This is a genomic window from Pontibacter chitinilyticus (genome assembly GCF_039748935.1).
In the GTDB taxonomy this organism is placed as follows: domain Bacteria; phylum Bacteroidota; class Bacteroidia; order Cytophagales; family Hymenobacteraceae; genus Pontibacter; species Pontibacter chitinilyticus.
In genome coordinates, this window is sequence record NZ_JBDIZJ010000005.1 from 173,306 (window position 1) to 198,219 (window position 24,914).

Genomic DNA, 24,914 nt, shown 5'->3' on the forward strand with positions numbered 1-24,914 from the left:
ATGTGAGATTAGTAATAATTCTAACCTAAGCTGAAGAAGTGCTGGTAAACAAATGCATTTACCAGCCCCTATGTCAAATAGCGCCTGTTTTACTTTATTTTCTGATAAACTCCAGAATTAAGTCATCGTCTTTACGTGGAAGTTTCAAGGTCATCTTTTCTGCGGAAATAGCCATTATCTCAAAAGTATAGGGGCCGCCTGCTGAGCCTTCCGGAGGGTATAGTTCGTAGTGGTCAATATAAGTTTTACCATCCCGCTGGGTAATGGAATAATGCAGCTCTGCGCCATCGCCGTAAGCTTCATTGTAAATGTAGAAGTCTTCACCGTTAGCGAATGAATAGGTATCGGGAAACATGAAAGGTATAGTAGGGTAATGATCAGGTATAGTATAAATAAGGTACCAGTCTCCGTTTAGAAGTTCGTCCACGGGCTTATTGGCTGCATCATTATATGTTTGTTTGCTTAGCACCAGCCTGTTGGGTCCGGTTCCATCTTGCTTTTCCCAAACCATAGTTGTATCTGAAGTTGTGCTGATGAGATAATTGGTGTGGGTGCCGGAGTACCCATTTGAATAGTCAATAAGTTCAATGTAAGTCTTGCCACCGCTTTCTGTTAGCGTGTAGTCTCCAAAGTCGGTTGCTTCCTCATAAGTCTCCTCCTGCTCCTCTCTCTCGGCCGTAGTAGGCACAAAAAACAGCCCTTTGTTATCGGACATGATTGCGCCATCATCAAAGTAATAGGTATCGTCATTAGATGCATTGTGCCATTTACCCTGAAGGATTTCCGAAACGGGCTTTTGCGGCTCCGGAAAGTCCACATCGTTATTTAATTGGCAGCCTGCAAAAAGGAGCGGCAGCAGTAGGAGTGGGAGTAAAAGCTTGTTTTTCATAGATTAAATCTGTTTTAGTGTTTAATCATGATTATGCTTACGACTATGAGGTAAAGGGAGTTGATTATTTTGCATAATATTTTGTTATTATATTAATATGTTTATAATGTAAGCTGAAGAAGGCGACATAAAGGCGAAAAGAGGCCTTAACTAAAAAGAACAGCAAGTTTACTTCCTGTTCTTTTTAGTTAAGGTAAACCATCCTTGGTGTATTGCTTTATAGTTGAACCTTCCAAATCAGCCACTTGCTGCGGCACAGTATTATCTTAATTAGCAGTTATTTATAATTTTGATTTTTGTTCAACGCATAGTTTTTAACTAAAATATGAACTGTCGCACCTCCTGAAAACCTGTATACCTGAGTGCATACTCCATTCGTTTTATTGACTTTCCTGGCGCAGGTTATACATCAGCACAAAGAATGATGAGTATATTGTTAGGAGCTGAAGTAAATCAACCCCTTAAACTTCCTTTGCTATACTTACTGATGTGGTCATTACTACCGCGTAAACTCCAATTGCCGGTAATCACCAGGGTTTGACGCGTATGATTCTGATAGGGCTGCAAGGCTGTCGTTCATCACCCACGTCATGTGGTTATCTGTAATAGCCGTTATCTCATATTTGGCATATCCATCAAACTTATCATTGGTTTCAATATAATTCTTGCCTTCGCTCTTTGTAAGTGTATATTCTCCGCCTCTGGCGTCATGGTAATCAGGAGGAGGGCCAGGAATTAGGATGTCATTCTCAGAAAAGACCCAAAGGTAGTTGTCAAAATGCGTTGAGTCCTCACGAATAATATTGCCGGCAGTGTCATGCTCAATCCAGTAAGAAGAAGAAAGAAGCCATTCTCCTTGTATTACTTCACTTATAGGTGCCTGCGGATCCGGCATGTCCACATCATCAACGGGTTCTTGACAGCTGGCCAGCAGCAGGCAAATCATCATCGGGAGTAGAAACTGCTTTTTCATTTTAGTATACTTAATAAAGAACTAGGTATAAAGATGTTTACGCCCCTTTTGTGCCATTGGCCTTAAGAATACAAGGCTGTTTTCTTTACCAGTAACATATATTTTGAGCAACAACCAATTGTACTTACCATTTGCCTAACTCAGCAAATTTTACCAGATTAGGGGTTTGTTATACTTTTAATAAACCCAATTATTTCTATAAAAATATGCTATACTCCTTAAAGCGTTTGGTCGCTTTTGTAGGGCTGTTACTGTGTGTACAGGCAGCTATGGCGCAGCAGATGCTGCAGTCGCCAGCGCAGTTTCTGGGCTATGAATTAGGGCAGCAGTTCACACCCCAGTCCCGCGTACTGGATTATGTATACTATGTGGCGCAGCAGGCGCCTAACCGTATAAAAGTGCAGGAGTATGGCCATACCTACGAAGGGCGGCCACTGGTGCTGGCTTATGTAGCTTCGGACGAGAACCTGCCGCGCCTGGAGCAGATACGGGAGAACAACCTGCGGCAGGCAGGGGTGGTAAGCGGCGCGGTGCAGGGCGAGCAGCCAGCCATTGTATGGCTCAGCTACAACGTGCATGGCAACGAGGCAGTGAGCTCGGAGGCAGTGATGCAGGTGCTCTATGACTTGGTGAACCCCGCCAATGCCCAAAGCAAGGAATGGCTGCAAAACACCGTGGTGCTGCTGGACCCCATGGTGAACCCCGACGGCCGCGAACGTTATGTGCAATGGTACAAGCAGGCTTCGAACCAGGGCGGCAATGCCTCGCCCCTTGCCTGGGAGCACTGGGAGCCTTGGCCTGGCGGCCGCCCCAACCACTACTACTTCGACCTGAACCGCGACTGGGGCTGGCAATCGCAAATAGAAACCAAGCAGCGCATTGCCGTATACAACAGCTGGCTGCCGCAGGTGCATGCCGATTTCCACGAGATGGGGCCGGAGTCACCTTACTACTTTTCGCCGGCTGCCAAACCGTTCCACGAGAGCATTACGCCCTGGCAGCGGCAGTTCCAGAACACCATCGGCGACTATAACCGCCAGTACTTCGATAAGAACAACTGGCTATACTTTACCCGTGAGGAGTACGACCTGTTTTATCCCAGCTATGGTGACACCTGGCCCACTTATAACGGCGCTATCGGTATGACCTATGAGCAAGGGGGCTCCGGCCGCGCAGGCCTGGCGTATCAGAAGGAAGACGGCGACACGCTCACCCTTACGCAACGCATTGCCCACCATGTGGCTGCCAGCAAAGCGACCATACAGGCTACTTCCGAGAAAGCCGACCAATTGAAGCAGCATTTCCGCCAGTACTACGAAAACAACCTGAAGAACCCAGGTGGCAACTACAAAACCTTCGTGATCAAAGCTGATGAGACGCATGCAGAGAAACTTCAGGAACTGGCAAGCTACCTCAATCGCCAGCAGATACAGTATGGCTATGGCAGTAAAAGCAACGCAGCAAATGGCTACAACTATGCCACCGGCAAAAACGAGCGCTTTCAAATTGGGCAGAACGATTTGGTGGTGAGTATGTATCAGCCTAAATCGACGCTGGTAAAGGTGCTGTTTGAACCGGAAGCAAAACTGGAGGACTCGCTCACCTATGACATTACGACCTGGGCAATTCCGTATGCTTACAATGTGCAGGCTTACGCCCTAAAGAATCGGCTGGAGCCTGCTTCGGCAAAGCCTGCGGCGACGGCGACACCTGCCTTAACGGTAGCGAAACCTTATGCTTACCTGGCCCACTGGAACAGCCTGGAGGACCTGCGCTTTCTGGCCGATCTGCTGCAGCATGACATCAAAGTGCGTATGTCGGAAAAAGCTTTTGAAGTAAACGGTCAGCAGTATGCGCCGGGTACACTGCTTATCACCCGCTCTGGAAACGAGCGCATGGGGGATAGATTTGATGCTACTGTGCGGGAACTCGCCACCAAGTATAACGTGCTGTTGGCCGCTACTGAAACCGGCTTTTCTACCACCGGCGGCGACTTTGGGTCGCATAATGTGCATTCGCTCAACATGCCCAAGGTAGCTGTGATGACAGGAGAAGGCGTGTCGCCCTATGGCTTTGGCGAAGTGTGGCACTTCTTTGAGCAGCAGATCGGCTACCCGATTACGGCTGTGAATACTTCTTACTTCAGCCGGGTGCCGTTAAACAAATTTGATGTGCTGATTCTACCAGATGGCGCCTACGGCAAAGTGCTGGATGAGAAGACGCTTGATAATGTGAAAGATTGGGTAAGGGCAGGTGGCAAACTCGTCGCCATGGAAGGGGCGGCAAATTTCTTCGCCGGTAAAAAAGATTTTAACCTGAAAATGAAGGAAGACAGCAATCAGGAAAGCGGCAAATCAGAAGAGAAGAAGAATCCTTATGCCGATCTGAAAACCTACGGCAGCCAGGAGCGCGAAGCGCTTGGAGACTTAGTGCAGGGTAGCATTTACCGGGTAGATCTGGACAAAACACATCCGCTTGCTTTCGGTTATAGCGGCAGCTACTATGCCCTGTTACGTTCTACCGATACATTTAATTTTCTGGAAGATGGCTGGAATGTAGGCGTGCTGAAGAAGGACAACTATGTGACTGGATTTGTAGGCAACAAAGCCAAACAGAAGTTGCAGGATGCGCTTATATTGGGTACGCAGGAGATGGGCCGCGGTAACATCGTGTACATGGCTGATAACCCGCTTTTCCGCGCGTTCTGGCAGGGTGGCAAGTTGCTGTTTGGCAATGCCGTGTTCCTGGTAGGGCAGTAGGAGAAATGTGCCTGACGAAAAACAAAGCCTCTCTGCCTTCAAGCAGAGAGGCTTTGTTTTTATAGTTGCAGCTCTAAAAGCAGAAATAGCATACCTTTGCAACCGGAAACAGCTGCCTTTTGCAGCAAATAAAAATGAATAAAACCATTACCTATCCTTCACCAGACGAGTATAGCGAATTTTTTAAAGCTTATATACTGGAGGCTCAGGCAGAAGACCTGCTGGAGGGACTAACAGCCAGTTATACGTATATTTCGGGGCTTATGCAAGGCTTAACAGAGGAGCAACTGCTGCACCGCTACGCACCTGGTAAATGGAGCCTGAAAGAACTGCTGGTGCACATGATGGATGCCGAGCGCATCTTTGCCTACAGAGCGCTACGGTTTGCCCGTCAGGATAAAACCGAGCTGCCAGGCTTTGATGAAAATGCCTATGTTCCGCCTGCCAAAGCCGACTCCAGGGATATGATCAGCTTACTGGGGGAATATACAGCCGTGCGAATGGCTACCATTGAGCTGTTTAAAAGCTTTGATGCGGAGGCACTAAACCAAAAAGGCGTTGCCAGTGGTAAAGTGTGCACTGTCAGGGCATTGGGCTATGCTATACTTGGCCATGAAGTGCACCACCTGAAAATTATCCGGGAGCGGTATGTTGGCTAAGGCTGTGTAATCCGGCGCCCGCGGCGGATTACATTTGTTTTTCAGGCTTTCATTCGTTATTTCGCTTATAGAACGAGCATTTATGTCAGACCAGAAACCAATCAGACCCGGTAAGTCTGCAACAGGCAGAGCACTGATGGCAGTGGCTTGTTTTATTTTCGCAGGAGTTCAGCTTACAGCATTGCTGGAAAGCGATGAACAGATTAATGGTCGCAGTCTTATTTTTCTAATTCTCTTCGCCGCTCTGGGGGGCTTATACCTGTTTCTGTTCTGGAAGGCGTACAAACGGCCGAAGGTATAAGCAGGGAATCTGATTATTTTACTCTTTAAATCAGCACACCAAATTATTGCTATGCTATAAGTGCTGAAATTCATGTTCTATACTTTTACTGCTTTCCAATGCAAAACCGCCGCTTATACCGCATTGTTCTCACGATAGTCTGCTTTGTGTTTGCCGGGCTCAACGGGTATAGAATACTTCAGGGCAATTACAGTGAAACGGATGTATTTTTATTTTTCATTTTCCTGTTGATCGGGATTGTTTACCTGGTGTTACTACTCAGAAAGCAATAAAAAAGAAACCTGAAAGCCAGCTTATCATGTGTGATAAAGTGACTTTCAGGTTCTCAACTTTTAGCCAAAGGTATTTGTATATACGCTTCTCCAAAGAAGTAGTTGTAGAAGAAGCTGAGAACACTTAAATACTGCGATGTTTTTTTCTAACAGGTAGTATAATGGGCAAAGTGTTGAAAATAAGCCCTTAAAAGCACTGCTTTTATTGAAGAGCTGTTAAATTTCTGCTTTCTTGTGTTTTCTCATTCAATACGTTCCACCAAAAACTTGAAAAGCCGTACTAAACAGTGTTATACTTATCCGAGCACTGACTTATGGTAATTACAGTATGCTATGGGCACTATTAGTCTGATTTTATATCGCACAGAGTTAGGGAATTATCAAGGAAGCCGTGTAGAATTACATCTTTATTCCAACCTTCAAATATATTTATAAGTAAAGGCATCGGTAAACTATGAAAAATGATGTGCTCATCAGGTAATTCAGGCGTAGTACGTACTACTATAACTTGTGTGATTATGCATCCTACAACAATTAAAATGATTCCGTTTGTAAGTATAAAGTATAGTAAATGATCACTTTGCCAGAGTAGTAAACTTGCATTTGCAACTAATTAGCCTGCTGCATAATGTAAGCCAAAACCACCTGAATTGTGAACGAGGCAAGCTTACCATCCATATAATGCGCTTGCCACTAGCAATTAAAGAACTGCGTTTCTCGACATCTAATCCACTGCTGATCTTAAGCAATATAAAGTTTTTGTTTTATATTTAATCTACGTTACAATTACCAATATCTAAAGGATTACAATCCAATGCTGAAAACAATGTTAAAGTCTGTTGCGGCTGTCTTCAACGGAAAGTCGGAAAGAAAAGGTGGTGAGTTTAGTAAACGCATCCGACATAGACACAAGACTTTTTGGAAGTCTCCGGATGCAGAAGCAGTCCGAAATACTCAGTTGAATGCAGATGATCCTTTATCTAGATGGCAGGACGTGAAGCACTGGCAACGGCGGTTGAGCAACAAACATAACTCCATCAAGTTTGCTAAAATGCAGGGGTGCCGTGTGCCAGAGCTATACTGGAGAGGGAGAGATGTCGCTACTTTAGACATGGCGCAACTCCCGCAGCATTATGTGATAAGACCCACGATTGGTTATTCTTCCAAGATGGTGTTTCTGATGGATGGAGACCTGAACATGATGGACAAGCAGACCTATTCGAGAAGCGCCATCAAGGAGGAGTTAACGAAGGCTTTGGCGGAGAACCCGCTCCTGGAGTTCCTGATAGAGGAGTTTGTGCGGACAGAGCAAGGAGAGTACAGAATTCCGGACGACTACAAGTTCTATATGTTTAATGGGGAAATCGCTTGTATCCAGGTCATCAACAGGCTTAGCCCAAAGAAAGGATATACTACCTGTTATGACGAGAACTGGAACCAGGTTCAAAACATCAATACCTACTATCCTGAAGGAGCTTCTCAGCCAAAGCCTGCCTGCTTTGAAGAAATGAAAGATCATGCCCGTAAGTTGAGCAAGACCTACGGTATTTTTGCCCGCATAGACTTTTATGCCACTGACAAAGGTGCTGTGTTTGGCGAATTTACGCCTACTCCGTTCATGGGGCACTGCTTTACGCCTGCAGGCGAGCAAATGCTTGTAGAATACTGGGATCGTTTCTGTAAAGGAATGATTTAGCCAATTAACCTGGATTGGGCTATGCTGAATGTATTCGCATACCCAATATCATCCCAGCCAACAACCGCTACCAAATAAAACCTATGCTGAAAACAATGCTTAAATCTATTGCCAGGACAATTGTGGGCAATAAAAGTCAAACTGGAGGCGATTTTTCCAGGAAAATCAAATATAGAAACAAAGAGTTTTGGGGATCTCCCGACGGGAAAAAGATTAAAGCCGTGTTGATGAATGCCAGTGACCGCTTGCCAAATGGCAGGATGTGAAATACTGGCAGCGCAAACTTAGCAACAAGCACAATGCACGGGAGTTTGCCAAAATGAACGAGTGCCGGGTGCCGGAACTATACTGGAAGGGCAGAGACGTAAGTGCATTGAACCTGAAGGAAATGCCGGAGCACTATGTGATCAGGCGTACGATCGGATTTTCTTCTAAGCTAGTGTTTGTTATGAGTGGCGGGCAGAACCTGATGGATCAGCAAACCTATGCAAAAGAGCAAATTCTAGAAAAGCTGGAGGAGGCTTTGGCACAGGATGATCGGCTGGAGTTTTTGGTAGAGGAGTTTTTAAAGACAGAAAAGGGAATGTCCTGCTTGCTTGGAAGAAATGAAGAAGGATGCACGCAAGCTAAGCAAAGCATACGGCATTTTGCCCGCATGGACTTTTACGCCACCGACAAAGGAGCTGTGTTTGGGGAGTTTACACCTACTCCTTTTATGGGTACCAACTTTACACCAGCAGGAGAGCAGATGCTGGTAGCGAATTGGGACAAGTATTACAAGGGAATGGTTTAGCACGACGGCAGAAAACTTTAACAATGCCAGGTTTATACATTGCGCTACACAAGAGCCGTACTTCCTTTAAGTTACGGCTCTTGTGTTATAGCCTGTGCAGTAGTTATGCCGGGTCCACGTCGGCTACGATACGGATGCCTTTGAAATCCGGGAGCAGCTTTAGGTTGAAGATGGCCTGTGCAATCTGGCCTTTGGCAGCTTTCAGGTTCGTATTCTCGCGGGGGAGTTTGATGTGGATCTCCTGCAGAAACAAGTTACGGATCTTGAAGATGTATGGCACCTCTGGCCCCAGTACCTGCTGCTTGCCAAGCCTGTCCGTCAGGTCTTTGGCCAGCACGATAGCGGCGTTTTCTGTGGTGTGTTCTTCGGCATGTTTTACCGTAATGCGGATCATACGCGTAAACGGCGGATAGCCAAACCGCAGGCGCTCTTCAATCTCGTGTTCGTATAAGCTCTGGTAATCGTTGCTGTATACTTTCCGGAAGATGGGCTGCAGCGGGTCGCGGGTCTGGATGATAACGGTGCCCGGCTTGCCTTTGCGCCCTGCCCGGCCACTTACCTGTACAAACAACTGGTACGCCCGTTCGTTTGCCCGAAAGTCCGGAAAGTTGATGATGGTATCGGCATTTAAAATACCTACCAGGCTCACATGTTCGAAGTCGAGCCCTTTGGTCACCATCTGCGTGCCCACCAGCACATTGGTGCGGCCACTCTCAAAATCAGCGATGATCTGCTGGTAACTGTTCTTCTTCTTGGTCGTGTCCAGGTCCATGCGCTGCACCTCGGCATTGGGCAGCAGTAACTTCAGCTCGTCTTCTACCTTTTCGGTGCCAAAGCCCATACTTTTGAGCGTCGTAGCGCCGCAGGCGGGGCAATCGTGGGGCATGCGCTCGTGGTAACCGCAGTAATGGCAGCGCAGTTCGTTGTTATACTTGTGATAGGAGAGGCTCACAGCACAGTATTTGCACTTGGGTATCCAGGAGCACTCATCGCAGGAGATGAAAGGCGCATAGCCGCGGCGGTTCTGGAACAGGATAACCTGCTCATGGCGTTGCAGCCGTTCTTCAATTGCTGTTAGTAACTTACCTGAAAAGTGGCTGTGCATGTTCTTGCGCAGCTGCTCCTCGCGGGTGTTCACCAGTTCCATTTGGGGCAGCTGTGCTTCACCAAAGCGCTTGGTCATCTGCACCAGTCCCCAGCGGCCGGTCTGGCAATTGTAGTAGCTCTCAATAGAGGGGGTGGCCGAACCGAGCAGTGTTTTAGCGCCTTGCAGGCTAGCCATCACCAGGGCGGTTTCGCGGGCGTTGTAGCGCGGGGCCGGGTCATACTGTTTGTAGCTGGCCTCGTGTTCCTCGTCCACAATAATGAGCGAAAGGTTGTGGAAAGGCAGGAAAACCGCCGAGCGCACACCCACCACCACCTGGAACTTGCCTGACAGCACACCCTGCCATACTTCGGCCCGTTCGTTATCCGAGAATTTGGAGTGATAGACGCCAAGCTTGTCACCAAATACCTTCATCAGGCGCGTTACAATTTGGGCGGTGAGGGCAATTTCAGGGAGCAGGTATAATACCTGGCCACCACCTTCCAGCGCATGCTTGATCAGGTCGATGTATACTTCGGTTTTGCCGCTGCCCGTAATGCCGTGCAGCAGCACCGTATCTTTCTCCTTAAACAAGCCCAATATCTCATCTTTGGCTTGCAACTGGTGCTCTGACAAAGCCATCGGCAGTTGCTGCGGCTCATGATCAATCGGAAATCGGGAGACAATCTGATCAAATTGCTCCAGCACGCCTTTTTTGATGAGCGTGTTGAGAGACGAAGCCGACAAGTGCGGGTTGCCGGCCAGTTCGCTTTTCTCGATACCTTTATAGTTCAGGTGGAGGTCCTGGTGCACTGGTACCTTCTGCAGGTAGTTCAACAGGATGTCGAGTTGCTTAGGCTGTGGCGTCAGCTGGTTGAAAAGCTCCTCCAGCATGCCCTCCTCCTGCACAAAGTGCTCCGTCAGGCGCACTTTCTTCACCACCTTTGGCGCATACTTGTCGCTGACCTGCTCAAATATAATAATCGCCTCTTTCTGGATCAGCGACTTGATGAACTTATGATAGCTTTTGAGCTGCAGCAGGTTACCCACCTCCGTAAAGGTCAGCGCTTGGTTATTTTGCAGCGCAAAGATGATCTTCTCCTCCTGTGAGCCAAGTATAAGCTCATCCTCCTCGGGGTTATACTGTGGGTGCAGTTGTATCCGCGATTCGCTGCTGAGCTTTAGCGCTGAGGGCAGTGCGGCGTTGATCACCTCGCCCAGCGTGCACATATAGTAGTCGGCAATCCACTTAAATAACTTGAGCTGTGGTGCAGTAATGATGGGCGTATCGTCGAGCACATCCAGAATATACTTGGCCTGGTATTCGGCAGGAGCATTCTCATGGATCTCAGCAACAATGCAGCTCAACACCTTTTTGGCCCCGAACTGCACAATTACCCGCGCGCCTACCAGCACCTCGTCGTTCATCTCGAAGGGAATGCGGTAAGTATACAGTTTGGGCAGGGGCAGGGGCAGAATCACGTCGGCAAAAAGCGTGACACGGTCGGTGGCCGGCTCCGGCGGGAAATTGAAATTCAGCAGTTCAGACAAGGGTGCAGTGACTTATACTTCTGCAAAGGTCGTAAAAAATAGTGGATTGTTTTTAATCTGCGGCGGCGGGGGCTGTGTGCTTTATACTTGGTTGGAATGAATAAAGCTATGCTATACTTTTCTGCTCATGCCCTATGTTTAGCCATGAAGCTTTCATAATCAATAGTCTCCCCCTGTGCTATTTCCAGCGAAGCCTCTTTGATTTGGGATTGCTGCTCCGGCATTAAGGCATCGTAAAAATCTACAGATTCTTCCTTTTCAAAGATGTGTTTGATAGACATTATAACTTCAGGATTGTCAGTATCCAGCAACAACCTAATTAACGCTATCTTTTCTGCTTAGATGTTCACATGCTGTAATAGTTAAATGAAATAATTCGTTCTTTTATAGTAAGTTATGCTTTGTTTGCTACGCAAACAAAACTTCCGGAAGTACTTTGACTGCCTTTCGCTTGCAGATGATAACACCAGCAAGGGCTAAAATAAGTCTAAGGATTAAGCTAACATTACAACGGCAATTAACTCTAGCTCACTTTGGTCACAGAAACTTTTAATTTTTCATTTAATTCTATTAATTTCTTTCTGCTGTCTGTGTACAATTGATTTAAAATACATTCAAGGATTTCAATCATAATAACTAATTGCTCTCTAGTCAAATTCTCTCCAGGATGGCTTCCAGTATTTCCAAATTTTCTTAAATTATTAAGTATATCTTTCAACTTTGCACTAGAATACTTTTCTTCAAACAGCTCAATCCTCTTAAACAAATCACAATCTCTTTCTTCCCCTTTATTTCTCCCCTTTTTGACTATATATGTTTTGTCAATATTATTGTCATCCATTAGTACTTCTAAAACTGATCGTATTTTCATACCACAGCAATCAGCATTTCTCCAGAATACACTGAACGCATCCTTTAGTTCGCTCTCCAAGGCGCTTGCTTCAGATTTAAATTGATAATTTTCAATATCAAACAAGTTTAATGTCGGTATTATATCATAAATATATATCCTATCATCATAGATAAACATTCCTGTTGGCTGTCCTTGATAAATTTCATCTTCAATTTTTAAAACGGAATTTTTATCACCAACCAGTATTGAAATATCTCTACATTCTGGATTTGAGCAAATGAACCCTGCTGAAAATCTTCTGTGAATTTTAGTTTTAAATCCATTTACTTCTTCTATAAATTTTTCCTGTGAGAATTCTGATTCAAAATATTTGCTCTTGTCAAATACTTTGACAGCTTTCTTGCAGCACTCACAGTTAAAAGTGATTAGCTCAATTTTTGAAAGATTATTTAGTAAAATGTCCTTGTTTATCATTGTACAAATCCCCCTTTTATAAAATTGTGGCTGACTACAGAAAAACCTAGATCTAGGGTTACTGCCACTATCTATGAAAGTATAACCCCTACTGCACCTGCGTCTTATCTACCCGTGTCGGGGTGTCTTCGCCGTTTACGATGCCTTGCGAGGCCAGGGCGATGGCTTTGATCATGTTGGTGAGGTGCGCCATGTCCAGCGACGCCAGCTCGTCGTCTACGGAGTGGTAGAGCTTGTCCTTGTCTATCTGCACCGAGGAGATGGTGTGCGCCGGCACGCCGAGGCGGGCCAACGTGGCGTTGTCGGAGCGGTAGAAGAGGTTCTGCTCCGGGTACGGGTCGGGGTGGATGCTGTAGGCGGTGCCTGCCAGCCGCTTCTGCAGCAGCTGCCCCATGTCCGACTTGTCGTAGCCGGTGATGTAGGCGTTGTTCGGGCCGAATTTGGAGGGCATGCCCACCATCTCGATGTTGAACATGGCCACAATCTTGTCCGGGGCCAGCTGCTCGGAGAAGTAGCGGGAGCCGTAGCCGCCGATTTCTTCGGCTGTGAAGGCTACGAAAATGAGCGTGCGCTCCGGCTTTGTGTGCTTTTTATAGTACTCGGCCAGCATCATCATGGCGGTGGTGCCGGAGGCGTCGTCGTCGGCGCCGTTGGCAATGCTGTCGCCTGCCTCAGGTTTTATGATGCCCAGGTGGTCGTAGTGGCCCGAGAAAACCACAATTTCGTCTTTGCGCTTGCCCTCAATCATGCCCGTTACGTTAGTTAACTGCTTTTCTTCAATCTTATTTTGGATGTCGAAGCTGTAACTGCCTGCCTGCGGCTGGTCAGTAAGCACAAAAACAAGATCCGGGCGCTTGTCGGACCCTATGCTTACGCTGCCGCTGCTAACATAGTCCTGGTATGCGTTAAAGATCTTCTGATGCTCGGGGTTTACCAGTACTAAGGCATCCTGGTCCGCTTTCTGCAAAGAGCCAAGTACTTTCCTGAAGTTATCCTGGCTTCCAACTACCACTACCTTCCGGTTGGTACCTGCCTGCCAGTGCAGCTCCTTTTTGTTTGTAGCGGAGAAGAACTGTTTAGGGGCAAGGGGCTTCCCGTTTAGCTGTCCTTCCTTTGCTTCCGGCGTCAGGCTATAAACTGTAAAGGTCTGCAGGAAGTCGTTGTCGCCGGGCAGCGGTTTCAGGCCAATACGGCTGAACTCGCCGGCGATAAAGGCGGCGGCCCGGTCAATATCGGGCGAAAAAGAGGCGCGGCCACGCATGGCGTCGGCGCTGAGGGTTTTGATGATGCGCGTGGTTTCCTGCTGCGTAATAGGACGCAGTTTCTGTGCGGCGGCGGTGGTATATATACTGAGCGCGGCGGCGGCCAGCACTAATCCTTTTTTATACATGGTGAGCAAAGTATGTACTTTTGAGTATGCGCATCCTCCTGGTGCCGCAACTGTAGCGGCCAGGAGTTTACAGTGTTCAATATACTTAAATTATAGGTATCTGCCGCCTCGTGTTATACTTAGCCCTATACTTGCAGATCTTACTAATGCTCCTGCCAGTCGCGCCGCAGCAGGCTGTATACTTCCAGGTCGTGAAAGGTTCCGTTCAGGAACTCGCCCTCGCGCTGCACGCCCTCCAACTGAAAGCCCAGCTTCCGGGGGATGTTGCTGCTGCGTACGTTGCCGATCCCAACTTTTACCTGGATGCGGTTCATTCGCATGGTTTCGAATGCGTGCTGCACCAGCGCCTGGCAGCTGCGGCGCATGATGTCGTTGCCCTGCAGGTCTTCGCTTAGGTAATAGCCGATCTCCAGTTTTCTGTTCAGGTAATCAATGTCTTTAAAGCTGATAAGGCCGGCAAGCTCGCTGTGGTACATGATCACAAATACTTTGTCGCTCCTGTTGCCTTTGGCGGTCACATGTTGCAGAAACAACTCCGTATCCTTCACGTTCTGACTAACATCTACAAACGGGAGCCATTGGCGCAGGTAATCACGTTGCGTTTCAATGAGGTGGAAGAGCGCCTTGGCATCCGTTGGAGAGGCCGGGCGAAGGTATAACCCTTCCGTAATGGGCAGAATGGCAGGGTCTGTGTTCGATTTCATAGTATAGGTTGATTTTTGCAGGTGTAACCAGCGCTGCTGCAGGGCTGTTGTACATCCTTACCGAAAGATGCAGAAATTTAACAGTACATACCAAAAAATAGCACATTTTAAGGTGTAAAGTATAATTATGGCACCAGACAACCACAAAGCAGGCAAAATACCTTAATTGATCTGCTTCCGGAAGCCGCCGCTGCCGCGCTTGCCATTCCGGTTGCTGTGTTTTGTAGCGGTGCTACTTTTAGCGGCCAGTCTTTTCAGCATTGCTGTTTCCTCCTGCGTCAGTTCGCGGTATGCGCCGGGGGCTAATCCTTCCAGTGTAAGCGGCCCTATCGCCGGGCGAATCAGGCGCAGCGTTGGGTGGCCTATAGCGGCCGTCATGCGGCGCACCTGCCGGTTCATGCCTTGCGAAATGCGAATCTCCAGCCACTGTGTGGGGATATTCTTGCGAAAGCGTATGGGGGTGGAGCGCTCCCACACCTGCGGTTCTTCCGGCAGCAGGCGCACTTTTGCGGGGGCTGTTTTGCTACCCTTGATGTTTACGCCCAGCCGCAGCCTGGTCAAAGCCTCCTCCTCCGGAATGCCCTCTACCTGCACCCAGTAGGTTTTCTCTACCTTAAACTGCGGGTCGGAGAGGCGATGCTGCAGCGCTTTATCGTCGGTGAGCAGCACCAGCCCTTCACTGTCGTAGTCGAGGCGGCCAACTGGGTAAATGCCGGAAACACGTACATAATCTTTGAGCGTCGCCCGGCCGGCCTCGTCCGTAAATTGTGTGAGCACTTCAAAGGGCTTGTTGAGAAGGTAGTACTTCAAATCTGGAATGGTTAGTAAGGGTGATACTTTATACGGTACGATGTTGCTGCTGCCAGGCCTCAAACTCAGGTTTCAGCAGCGAGAAGGCGACTGAGTCCTCCAGCACACTGTTTACCATGTAATGATTGCGGAGCAGCCCTTCGCGCTGAAAACCGAAGTGCTGAAGCAATTGCAGCGAGGGAATGTTTTTAGGGGAAGCCATTGCTTCCACCCGGTACAGGTCCATGTTGGTGAAGCCGAATTGCAGCACCGCCTCCAGCGCCTCTGTCATCAGGCCGCGGCTTTTGTGTATTTCGCTCGATATCACATAGCCTACCTCGGCGCGTTTGTGGCTGGGCACCCATGTATGATAGTCGCAGCGGCCGATGATTTTGCCATTACTCTTGTCGAGCAGGTAAAAGTGCTTGAATTTAGAATAAAAGGTCGTCATCCCCTTGTTATACTTCCACACGGCCTCTTTATACTCCTGCTCCGTACGCAGCCCCAGGTATTCCATAATTTCCTGCTTGGTCTTCGTCCGGAACAATTCGCGTTGCAGCTTGGGCGTCAGCTCCCGCAAGTATAGTCGCGGTGTTTCAAGTAGGGTAGGAGTGCTGGTGGTAAAGATCATAACTCTTCCATTTATACTTGGCTAACTAGGCTGATGCCGCTTTTCTGCTTTGTCAAAATAAAGCAGGTCCTTCTCTCAGCAACAGCCGGTCTGCTCCTAAACTATGCCATAAGAACCATCATCCAAGGCTTAATAGCTGCCGTTATACTTGCGCACCGACCATTCGATAGTGATCAGACCGAGTAGCAGGAAAAACAGCCATTTCATATCCACCAGGTCGGTTAATTCCTCCTCGCTATAAATCACAGCTTTGCGTTTGCTGCCAAGGATATCCTGCTGCAGTTGCGGCAGTTGCTGCGGGAAGTATAGCTTGGAGCCTGTGTTGCTGGCCAGTTGGTAAAGCAAATTATGATCGGCAACCGCGTTGAGCGCTTCCAGTTGCAGTTCCTCCACCACAAATTCGCCTTTATCCTGCTGAGGCGTTCCGTTAATTGTGGTAGTAGCAGTATAAGTATAGCGGCCACCTGGCAAGGCGCCTACATTTACACCTGCCTGGTTTTCGCTGTTAGCAAACGTAAAGCTTCTGGCGTTCCCACTTTCGCCGCTCACTTTTAAAGTAATGTTTTGGCCATAGATGGGCTCCAGGGCTTCGTTGTAAGCTTCAGCATTAAAGCGGATCTCGTCTGAGCTGGTATACTCGTTTTGCACCGGATATACGTTCAGGCGCTTTTTATTGCGCGGGGCACTCAGCAGCTGTACCAGGTTGGTGATGAGCTTGTCGTATACTTCGGCATTTTTATTATTGGCATTTTCCTCCAGGCGCCATTGCCAGGTGCCGGAGGCGAGCAGGGTTGCATTGCGCCGGTCGCCGGACGTTTGCAGCGTGAGCAGCGGCTTGTTAGTTTTCACGCGCCCTATCTGCTGGTAAAGTACTACCTCGGTATTGGGTGTGAGGCTGTAGTTGCCAAAAGGCACCTGTGCCGGCGGGTACCCGCTCATGCGCTCGGCGCTGCCATCCGGCATCGTGAAGGCCGTAAAGTTGCTGTTGACAGCGGGCACCACCTGGTCTGTTTGCCCGTTGCTGTTGATGTTTAAGCCCGCGTGCAGGTTGTTGTAGTCGTTCAAATCGCTTTGCGGACCCAGAATGTAAAGAGTCGGCAGATTTTTCTGGCGCACCAGGTTCAGGGCAGCCTCACCACCTGCGACGCGCCCGGGGAGTTGGTGCAGCACGGCTACATCATAATCATCCTGCTTGAGCGGGGTAAGGCCAGGGATAAACAGCTCCGTTTCATAGTTCTCGTTCGATTCAATAGCTGCCCGTATTGCTTTTATATCCGGGTGCGGGGCCGCAGCAGCTACCAGCACCTTAATTTTGCCTTTTACCACATCGATGTACGCGTGCTTGCTGTTGTTGAGCGTCGTAAACTCGCCTGCTAAGGGCTGCACCTGCACTTCGTAGTGGCGCTTGCCCAAGCCCGTCGCCATCACCTCGAAAGGTACCTGTTGCACCGGCTGGTCCTGCTTCAGCGCCACAGTTTTGCTGGTGATAGTTTTGCCGTTCTCTTTCAGGAGTACGGTGGCCTGGCGGTTACCAAATCCCTCATGCTGCAGCTCCACTTCTATTGGAAAGCGGTTGCCGCTGTAGTTTACCTTGTTGTAGCGCAGCGAGGCAACCAGCACATCCTGCTTGGGAATGGTGTCGCCCAAGGCTACCGGGTAGATCGGGTAATTGTAGCTGGCATAAGTCGGCGACATGCCCTGGTTTACAATGCCATCCGACAGCAGCACCACGCCGGCCAGGTTCTGCTCGGCGTTCTCGCGTTGTACATTCTGCAGCAGCTCGCTCAGGTTGGTGGTTTCTGAAGTGAAGGCAATGGAATTTATACTTGCCGGCGGCTGCCCGGCGCTGAGCGTGCGCACCTGCGTATTGTAGCCCTTGGCTTCGAGTTGCTCCCGCAACTGCTGCAGCCCTTTTTCTGTCTGCTGCAACTGCACACTATCCGAAAACAGCTTCACAGACTGCGAGTCATCGACCGCAAATACGATGGTGGGTTTTACTGTTTTGTTGTTGAAGTAACGCACCAGTGGCCCCAGCAGCAGAAAGCACAATACGCTCACTACCATAAACCGCAGGCCAGCCAACACATAGTTTATACTTGCCCGCCAGGGTGCCCGCTTGCTGTAGAGCAGCCAGGCATACAAGGCGCCGGCAGCGAAGCATACAAGTATAAGCCAGGGCGAGGCAGTGGTTATCAGTCGGAAGCTGTTCAAACTAATTTGAATTATGAATGCTGAATTATGAATTACAAGCCAGTGGGAATCGAAAGTTAAAACAAAAAGACCAATGCTACTAACGCAAAAGCGGCAGCATTGGTCTTTTTGTTTTAGCAAGACAAAGTATAAAGCAGGCCGAAGCGCAAGCAACACCCCACTTCACCGCCTAACTTGTTAACTCTTTAACTCCCCAACTCTCTAACTTTTTAACTCCCTTACGTTAGCATGCCGCCGTCTACCTGCAGCACCTGTCCGGTAATATATGCCGAGTTGTCGGAGGCCAGGAAAACGGCTGCTTTGGCAACGTCTTCCGGAGAACCGCCGCGCTTCAGCGGAATCGCCTTGCGCCATTCATCCACCACTTTCTGGTCTAGTTCGCCCGTCATTTCTGTTTCGATAAAACCCGGGGCGATGGCGTTGCTGCGGATATTGCGGGAGCCCAGTTCCAGCGCCACGGACTTGGTGAAGCCGATGATGCCTGCTTTGGAGGCCGCATAGTTGGCCTGGCCTGCGTTGCCTTTCAGGCCCACCACCGAGGTAATATTAATGAAGGAACCGCTTTTAGCGCGCATCATGTGCTTGCTGGCTGCCTTGGTCACGTTAAACACCGACTTCAGGTTTGTGTTGATCACTGCGTCCCACTGCTCCTCGTTCATGCGCATCAGCAGGCCGTCGCGCGTAATGCCAGCGTTGTTTACCACCACATCCAGCTTGCCAAATTCCTTTACCACATCCTCTACCAGTTGCTCGGCTTGGGCAAAGTCAGCAGCATCAGAGCGAAAGCCTTTCACCTTGCCGCCGTTGGCTGCCAGTTCCTGCTCCAGCTGCTGCCCCTTCTCCACACTGGAGAGATAGGTAAAGGCTACCTGCGCGCCCATTTCCACAAATTGCTGGGCAATAGCGCGCCCTATTCCTTTAGATGCCCCGGTTATGAGGGCTACTTTTCCTTCTAATGTTTTCATAAAGGTCAAAGTTATAAAAGTTTTTCTTATTCAGAAGCAGCAGCTAAAACTGCAAAAGGGGAAGTATGAAAAGGATTGATTTTTAACGGATTGGTAAAAGTATAGTAAAGCGATCATACAAGTATAAAACGGAGAACAGCCGCCGGCAATGCTAAACAGACTAGTTTGGAAGGAAGGGTAACATGTTTACAATCTGAATATTGTGCGCCCTTCCATTTTTATTTTAATAGGTTTAGCCATATTTTCGTGCCGATTTATAACCAAAGGTATTCCTCTCCATGTTGAAGCGCAGCTCAGGACTAGCCCTCCTCATTCTCCTTTCCCTCTTCATTTTTATTACCGCAGCCAAAACGCTGGACCTGCACCCCGACCACCTGCTGGTTACCCGCCAGGAGGAAGAGCCGGTGGATGAAAAGCCGGCAAAGATTGTGGTTGCCAAACCGCAGCCAGCCCCGGTTATCTACGGCATCCACACCGATTCGATGGAAGTGGTGGAAGGCACAGTAGAGCGGGGCGAAAGTCTGTCGGCCATACTTGCCAGCTACAACATTTCGCCTGCTACGGTATACAAGCTGGCGCAAAAAGCGAAAACCGTATACAGCGTGCGGCACATCAATGCGCACCGAAATTATACGCTGCTGCACCTGCGCGACGCTGCCCAAACGGCACAATACTTCATCTATGAGCCAAACGAGGTAGAGTATGTGATTTATGACCTGCGCGGCGACCTGGCCGTAACTAAAGAAAAGCGCGAGGTACAAGTGCTGGAGCGCACGATTGGAGGAGAGATCAAAAATTCGTTATTCGAGTCGATCATAGATGCTGGAGGATCGCCCCAACTGGTTAATAAGTTTGCCGATATTTATGCCTGGCGCCTCGACCTGAACCGCATTCAACCGGGCGATAAGTTTAAACTGATCTATGATGAAAAGGTAGTGAACGGCACCACGATTGGTTTTGGCGAGTTGAAAGCAGCTTATTTTGCGCATGAAGGAGATTCGATCTATGCCATTGCTTTTAACAAGAACAACGCCAGCGGCTATTACGACCAGAACGGCAAAAGCCTGAAAAAAGCATTCTTGCGGGAGCCGCTGGAGTATAGCCGCATCAGTTCCCGCTATTCATTAAATCGTTTTCACCCGGTGCAGAAGCGCTACAAAGCCCACCTGGGTACTGATTTTGCCGCTCCGCGTGGTACCCCGATCCGCTCTGTGGGTGATGGCCTGGTGCTGGATGCCCGCTATACCCGTGGCAACGGCTATTTTGTAAAAATCAAGCACAACAAAACCTACACGACCCAGTACCTGCACATGTCTAAATTTGCCAAAGGCATACGCAGAGGCGCGCATGTAAAGCAGGGGCAAACGATTGGTTACATAGGCAGCACCGGCCTGGCGACCGGCCCGCACCTGTGCTACCGTTTCTGGAAGAATGGCCGGCAAGTGGATGCCCTGCGTGTGAAGCTACCGTCTGGCACACCAATCAGCAAACGGAATTTAACAGCTTTCAGAGAAGTGAAAAGTGAGGTGATCCGGAAAATGGACACCGTCAACCTGGAGGATGATCCGCAGCAGTCTCTGCTGGCCACGCAAAAAGAGCAACATCCCACGGATGCCTAAACAGCGGCTGCTACTATTTTAATATTTAGTTTAATCAGGAAAGGCGCTGCTACAGCGCCTTTTTAGTTTAGAAGAAAGCCAGATTTACCAGGTAAAAGGAAATGAATTGCCGCCGTTTAGAGATAGTATAAAACGAAAAGCAGCGTAAAAACGAAACTGTTAAGGCCTTAGTGGCTTACTTGCAGTACTTTTTCAGGTAGGTGTCTGCGTCTTTCAGGCCCAGTTGTTTGGCTTTGGTCCAGTCGGCACAGGCGCCGGTTTTGTCGCCGAGGTTATACTTGGGCGCGCCCCGGTTGTAGTAAGCTTCCTCGTATTTAGCATCCAGCGCAAGGGCTTTGGTATAGTCGGCGATGGCGCCGCTGTAATCTTTCAGGCCATAGCGCACCAGGCCGCGGTTGTTATAGGCCTTGGCATTTTTGGGATTCAGCTGCAACCCTTTGTCGTAGTCGAGGAGGGCGGCGCGGTAATCTTTGAGGTTATACCTGGAGAGGCCACGGCTTAGGTAAGCTTCGGTATACTTTGGGTTGGCAGCAATAGCGCTGGTAAAATCATCGATGGCCCCACGGTAGTCTTTCAGGCGGTCTTTGGCTACGCCGCGGTTGGCGAGCGTTACCACATGATTGGGCTCCAGCTGCAGCACCTGGTTATAATCCTGGATAGCTGCTTCAAACTTACCGGCTTTAAATTTAGCGTTTCCGCTGATAAAATAATCCTTCGCCGTTTTCTGGGCCGATACTGTAAGAGACACCAGGACAAACAGCAACAGGGGTAAAATTCTTTTCATGCAACAAGGGTAATAATCACTTTGGCGCGTAAAAGTACATGCATTCAGCGCAATCTTAAAGAATTTTTTCTTTTGGGCGGCGCTGGTGCAGCCATGCGGCTGGCTTTCCGGGCTTTAAGCGATAGCTCCGGCAGCCTTACTGGTTTGGCGAAGTTAGTATAATAGATTATTTTTGCTCAGCAACTCAACTATAAACAAGTAACTATGGCATCAAAATATGATTTAGTAGTGGTTGGTAGTGGCCCCGGGGGCTACGTAGCTGCCATTCGGGCGGCACAGCTTGGGATGAAAGTAGGTGTGATCGAGCGCGAGTCGCTGGGAGGCATCTGCCTGAACTGGGGCTGTATCCCGACCAAAGCACTGCTAAAGAGCGCAAACGTATTCGAATATATCCATCATGCAGCAGATTACGGCATTAATGTGTCGGACGCTTCGGCAGATTTTGGCGCTGTGATCAAGCGTAGCCGTGGTGTGGCTGATGGCATGAGCAAAGGCATTCAGTTCCTGTTCCGCAAAAACAAGATAGATGCCATTTTCGGAACCGGAAAACTGACCGGCAAAGGCAAAATTGAGGTGACAGATGCCGATGGCAAACAGAGCACGGTAGAAGCAACGAACATTATTCTGGCGACAGGTGCACGTGCGCGCGAGTTGCCGAACCTGCCTATTGATGGCAAAAAGATCATCGGTTACCGGCAGGCAATGTCGCTTGATAAAAAGCCGGAAAGCATGGTGGTGGTAGGCTCCGGCGCTATTGGAGTGGAGTTTGCTTACTTCTACAACGCCATGGGCACGCAGGTAACCATCGTGGAGTATTTGCCGAACGTGGTGCCGGTAGAGGATGAGGAAGTATCGCGTCAGCTGGCTAAATCGTTCAAGAAAGCCGGCATCAACATCATGACAGATGCCTCGGTGGAGTCGGTAGACACGAAGGGCGACCTGTGCAAAGTGCAGGTGAAGACAGCCAAAGGCACCGAGACCCTGGATGCAGAAGTTGTGCTTTCGGCAGTTGGCATCCAGACAAACCTGGAGAACATCGGCCTGGAGGAACTAGGCATAAAGGTAGATCGCGGCCGTGTGCTGGTAGATGAGTTCTACCAGACCAACGTACCCGGTATTTACGCCATTGGCGACATCATTCCCGGCCCTGCGCTGGCGCACGTTGCTTCAGCCGAAGGAATTATTTGTGTGGAGAAAATTGCGGGTGAAAACCCAGAACCGCTGAACTATGGCAACCTGCCGGGCTGTACGTACTGCTCTCCGGAGATCGCCTCCGTGGGCTTAACCGAGAAAGCTGCCCGTGAGCAGGGGCTGGACATCCGCGTAGGTAAGTTTCCGTTCTCTGCCTCTGGTAAAGCAAGTGCCGCCGGTACTAAAGACGGTTTCGTGAAGGTGATCTTTGATGCCAAGTATGGCGAGTTTCTGGGCGCGCACATGATTGGCAACAACGTAACCGAGATGATTGCGGAAGTGGTCGTTGCCCGTAAGCTGGAGACGACCGGCCATGAGATCATCAAATCCGTGCACCCGCACCCAACCATGAGCGAGGCGATCATGGAAGCGACTGCTGCTGCGTACGACGAGGTAATCCACTTATAAGCATCATATAAGTATACTGGCAGAGGCTGTTCGGGTAACCGGGCAGCCTTTGCTGTTTATGCCGCTGCAAGTATAAACGCCGGATGTAACCGCAGCTAGCATCTTCGGGCCTTTTGCCTACCTTTGTGCAAACGCCCTATGCTTTTACATGAACGCAACCAGGATCACTCCCTGCACGACCGGGGACATTTATACGTTACAGGATATCGCCATCAATGCCTATGGCGACCATTATTTATACTTGTGGTTTGACGGTGGTGCGTGGTACCTGGAGCGCAGCTTCAGCGAGAGCGCCCTCCGGAAAGAGTTAGCCGATCCTAATGCTGCTTTTTTCCTCATACACCACCAGCAGGAGCTGGTTGGCTTTCTGAAGCTGAACATCAACCAGCCATTTGAGGCTTATACCGCGGAAGAGGCGCTGGAACTGGAGCGCATCTACCTCACCAAAGCAGCTTCGGGCAAAGGCATTGGGCGCGAAGCCGTGAACTTTACCAAAGCATTTGCCAAAGAACGGAACAAGCGGGTGATCTGGTTGAAGGCGATGGACAGCAGCCGCAGCGTAGATTTTTACGAGCAGAACGGCTTTGAAAAGTGTGGCACCTACACCCTCGACTTCGAGCAGATGAAGCCCGAGTACCGCGGCATGCACATCCTGCAGCTGGAGCTTTAGGGCGGGAGCAGCGGAAATAGGACCTGTGTAGCGACACTAAACTTTGCGCCGCACCTTGTTGTTGTAAAAGATACGTATACCTTCGCTAGACCAGAAAGGAAACCTATTGGATACCACATACGACATTCTTATTATTGGCGCCGGCCCTATTGGCTTGGCCTGTGGCCTGGAGGCGCAGCAGGCAGGGCTTAGTTACCTGATCGTAGAACGGGGCACGCTGGTGAACTCGCTCTACCATTATCCCCTTAACATGACCTTTTTCTCCACCTCCGACCGGCTGGAGATCGGCGGCATTCCGTTTGCCTCCATTCATGCCAAGCCGAACCGCATGGAGGCCATGGAATATTACCGCCGCGTAGCTGATTCGCGCCAGCTGCAAATCAGGCTGTTTGAAGAGGTGGAGCACATGGAGCAGCAGCAAGAGGACCTCTACAGTATTACCACTAACAAAGGCACTTACCGGGCGCGCAGTGTGGTGGTGGCTGTTGGCTTTTACGGCAAGCCGAACCTGCTGCATGTTCCTGGCGAGAACCTGCCCAAAGTGCGACACTACTACCTGGACCCGCATTATTATTATCGCCAGAAAGTGGTGGTAGTGGGGGCTAACAACTCTGCCGCTGATGCTGCCCTTGAAACCTGGCGCAAAGGAGCCGAGGTAACGATGGTGGTGCGCCAGACTGAACTCGGAAGTATAAAGTACTGGACCAAGCCGGACCTGGAGAACCGCATCAAAGCCGGGGAGATTAAATGCTATTTCTCCTCCAGCCTGACCGAAATTCGGGAGCGGGAAGTGGATATCCAAACGCCGGAGGGAAAGCTAACCTTGGAAAACGATTTCGTACTGGCCATGACGGGCTACCAGCCGGACTTTAGTTTTCTGGAGCGGCTGGGCATTGCCATGTCGCCGGACGAGAAGCGCTACCCACAGTATGATCCGGAAACCATGGAAACCAATTTGCCTCACGTATACCTGGCGGGTGTTATCTGCGGCGGCATGGATACACACGTGTGGTTTATTGAGAACTCCCGTGAGCATGCCGTTAAAATCGTGCAACACATTGTGCATGCGCGCAAAGCCGAACGTGTATAAGCCTCACTCACATAGATAAACCGCACTTATTACTGGGAAAGCCTCACAAAATGCCGGTGCTTTTTGCCGGTTATAGTAGCTCAGTGAGCGCCAATGCGGAGGAATAGGGGAGCACAGTATGTGCGGCGGCTGTTCTGGTGCAGCTACCTGGTCTCTTT

At 49.4% G+C, this 24,914-nt stretch carries 22 protein-coding genes; 10 read left to right on the forward strand and 12 right to left on the reverse strand.

Annotation, left to right across the window (positions count from 1 at the left end):
- Positions 1-94 precede the first annotated feature (94 nt).
- Together ABDW72_RS10480 and ABDW72_RS10485 are read right to left on the reverse strand one after the other, a co-directional pair.
- Positions 95-889, reverse strand: a complete 795-nt coding sequence (locus ABDW72_RS10480) for a hypothetical protein (protein ID WP_347158506.1) — start codon at positions 887-889, stop codon at positions 95-97.
- Between the two features lie 499 nt (positions 890-1,388).
- The gene (locus tag ABDW72_RS10485; protein ID WP_347158507.1) at positions 1,389-1,862 is read right to left on the reverse strand and encodes a hypothetical protein; all 474 of its coding nucleotides are present in this window, start codon (positions 1,860-1,862) and stop codon (positions 1,389-1,391) included.
- Positions 1,863-2,068: 206 nt separating this feature from the next.
- On the opposite strand from ABDW72_RS10485, the gene ABDW72_RS10490 reads away from it, so the two are divergent.
- From ABDW72_RS10490 to ABDW72_RS10515, 6 genes are all read left to right on the forward strand, one after another.
- Positions 2,069-4,621 (forward strand): M14 family metallopeptidase, encoded by a 2,553-nt coding sequence (locus ABDW72_RS10490; protein WP_347158508.1) that lies wholly within the window; start codon positions 2,069-2,071, stop codon positions 4,619-4,621.
- A 134-nt stretch (positions 4,622-4,755) separates the two neighbouring features.
- Positions 4,756-5,280 carry a DinB family protein gene (locus ABDW72_RS10495; protein WP_347158509.1) on the forward strand — a complete coding sequence of 175 codons (525 nt, stop codon included), beginning with the start codon at positions 4,756-4,758 and terminating at the stop codon, positions 5,278-5,280.
- An 82-nt stretch (positions 5,281-5,362) separates the two neighbouring features.
- Positions 5,363-5,581, forward strand: a complete 219-nt coding sequence (locus tag ABDW72_RS10500) for a hypothetical protein (protein ID WP_347158510.1) — start codon at positions 5,363-5,365, stop codon at positions 5,579-5,581.
- Between the two features lie 1,287 nt (positions 5,582-6,868).
- Positions 6,869-7,549 carry an ATP-grasp fold amidoligase family protein gene (locus ABDW72_RS10505; RefSeq protein ID WP_347158511.1) on the forward strand — a complete coding sequence of 227 codons (681 nt, stop codon included), beginning with the start codon at positions 6,869-6,871 and terminating at the stop codon, positions 7,547-7,549.
- Between the two features lie 83 nt (positions 7,550-7,632).
- Complete coding sequence (locus ABDW72_RS10510) at positions 7,633-7,815, forward strand: hypothetical protein (RefSeq protein WP_347158512.1); 183 nt, start codon at positions 7,633-7,635, stop codon at positions 7,813-7,815.
- Positions 7,812-8,342, forward strand: a complete 531-nt coding sequence (locus ABDW72_RS10515; protein WP_347158513.1) for a hypothetical protein — start codon at positions 7,812-7,814, stop codon at positions 8,340-8,342. The genes ABDW72_RS10510 and ABDW72_RS10515 overlap by 4 nt, the downstream gene beginning before the upstream one ends.
- 103 nt (positions 8,343-8,445) lie before the next feature.
- Here the strand turns inward: ABDW72_RS10515 and priA are convergent, their stop codons facing one another.
- The 9 genes from priA to fabG form a co-directional block, all read right to left on the reverse strand.
- The gene (gene priA, locus ABDW72_RS10520; RefSeq protein WP_347158514.1) at positions 8,446-10,977 is read right to left on the reverse strand and encodes a replication restart helicase PriA; all 2,532 of its coding nucleotides are present in this window, start codon (positions 10,975-10,977) and stop codon (positions 8,446-8,448) included.
- A gap of 125 nt (positions 10,978-11,102) precedes the next feature.
- Positions 11,103-11,258, reverse strand: a complete 156-nt coding sequence (locus ABDW72_RS10525) for a hypothetical protein (protein ID WP_347158515.1) — start codon at positions 11,256-11,258, stop codon at positions 11,103-11,105.
- Between the two features lie 242 nt (positions 11,259-11,500).
- Entirely contained in the window at positions 11,501-12,304 is an 804-nt protein-coding gene (locus tag ABDW72_RS10530) for a DUF4145 domain-containing protein (RefSeq protein WP_347158516.1), read from the reverse strand.
- Between the two features lie 88 nt (positions 12,305-12,392).
- On the reverse strand, positions 12,393-13,694 hold the full coding sequence (locus ABDW72_RS10535) for a M20/M25/M40 family metallo-hydrolase (protein ID WP_347158586.1): 1,302 nt from the start codon (positions 13,692-13,694) through the stop codon (positions 12,393-12,395).
- 143 nt (positions 13,695-13,837) lie between these two features.
- The gene (locus ABDW72_RS10540; RefSeq protein ID WP_347158517.1) at positions 13,838-14,398 is read right to left on the reverse strand and encodes a GNAT family N-acetyltransferase; all 561 of its coding nucleotides are present in this window, start codon (positions 14,396-14,398) and stop codon (positions 13,838-13,840) included.
- A gap of 162 nt (positions 14,399-14,560) precedes the next feature.
- Positions 14,561-15,208 carry a pseudouridine synthase gene (locus ABDW72_RS10545; protein ID WP_347158518.1) on the reverse strand — a complete coding sequence of 216 codons (648 nt, stop codon included), beginning with the start codon at positions 15,206-15,208 and terminating at the stop codon, positions 14,561-14,563.
- Positions 15,209-15,236: 28 nt separating this feature from the next.
- Positions 15,237-15,818 (reverse strand): GNAT family N-acetyltransferase, encoded by a 582-nt coding sequence (locus tag ABDW72_RS10550; RefSeq protein ID WP_347158519.1) that lies wholly within the window; start codon positions 15,816-15,818, stop codon positions 15,237-15,239.
- A gap of 129 nt (positions 15,819-15,947) precedes the next feature.
- Entirely contained in the window at positions 15,948-18,029 is a 2,082-nt protein-coding gene (locus tag ABDW72_RS10555; protein WP_347158520.1) for a VWA domain-containing protein, read from the reverse strand.
- Positions 18,030-18,247: 218 nt separating this feature from the next.
- Positions 18,248-18,994 (reverse strand): 3-oxoacyl-[acyl-carrier-protein] reductase, encoded by a 747-nt coding sequence (fabG, locus tag ABDW72_RS10560; protein ID WP_347158521.1) that lies wholly within the window; start codon positions 18,992-18,994, stop codon positions 18,248-18,250.
- 278 nt (positions 18,995-19,272) lie between these two features.
- On the opposite strand from fabG, the gene ABDW72_RS10565 reads away from it, so the two are divergent.
- A complete protein-coding gene (locus ABDW72_RS10565) occupies positions 19,273-20,613 on the forward strand; it encodes a peptidoglycan DD-metalloendopeptidase family protein (RefSeq protein ID WP_347158522.1) in 1,341 nt (446 codons plus the stop codon).
- Between the two features lie 175 nt (positions 20,614-20,788).
- Here the strand turns inward: ABDW72_RS10565 and ABDW72_RS10570 are convergent, their stop codons facing one another.
- Positions 20,789-21,397, reverse strand: a complete 609-nt coding sequence (locus ABDW72_RS10570) for a tetratricopeptide repeat protein (protein WP_347158523.1) — start codon at positions 21,395-21,397, stop codon at positions 20,789-20,791.
- A gap of 204 nt (positions 21,398-21,601) precedes the next feature.
- Here ABDW72_RS10570 and lpdA point away from each other — a divergent pair, with 204 nt between their 5' ends.
- From lpdA to ABDW72_RS10585, 3 genes are all read left to right on the forward strand, one after another.
- A complete protein-coding gene (gene lpdA / locus ABDW72_RS10575; protein ID WP_347158524.1) occupies positions 21,602-22,996 on the forward strand; it encodes a dihydrolipoyl dehydrogenase in 1,395 nt (464 codons plus the stop codon).
- Positions 22,997-23,144: 148 nt separating this feature from the next.
- On the forward strand, positions 23,145-23,666 hold the full coding sequence (locus ABDW72_RS10580; RefSeq protein WP_347158525.1) for a GNAT family N-acetyltransferase: 522 nt from the start codon (positions 23,145-23,147) through the stop codon (positions 23,664-23,666).
- Positions 23,667-23,772: 106 nt separating this feature from the next.
- Complete coding sequence (locus ABDW72_RS10585; RefSeq protein ID WP_347158526.1) at positions 23,773-24,756, forward strand: YpdA family putative bacillithiol disulfide reductase; 984 nt, start codon at positions 23,773-23,775, stop codon at positions 24,754-24,756.
- Positions 24,757-24,914 lie beyond the last annotated feature (158 nt).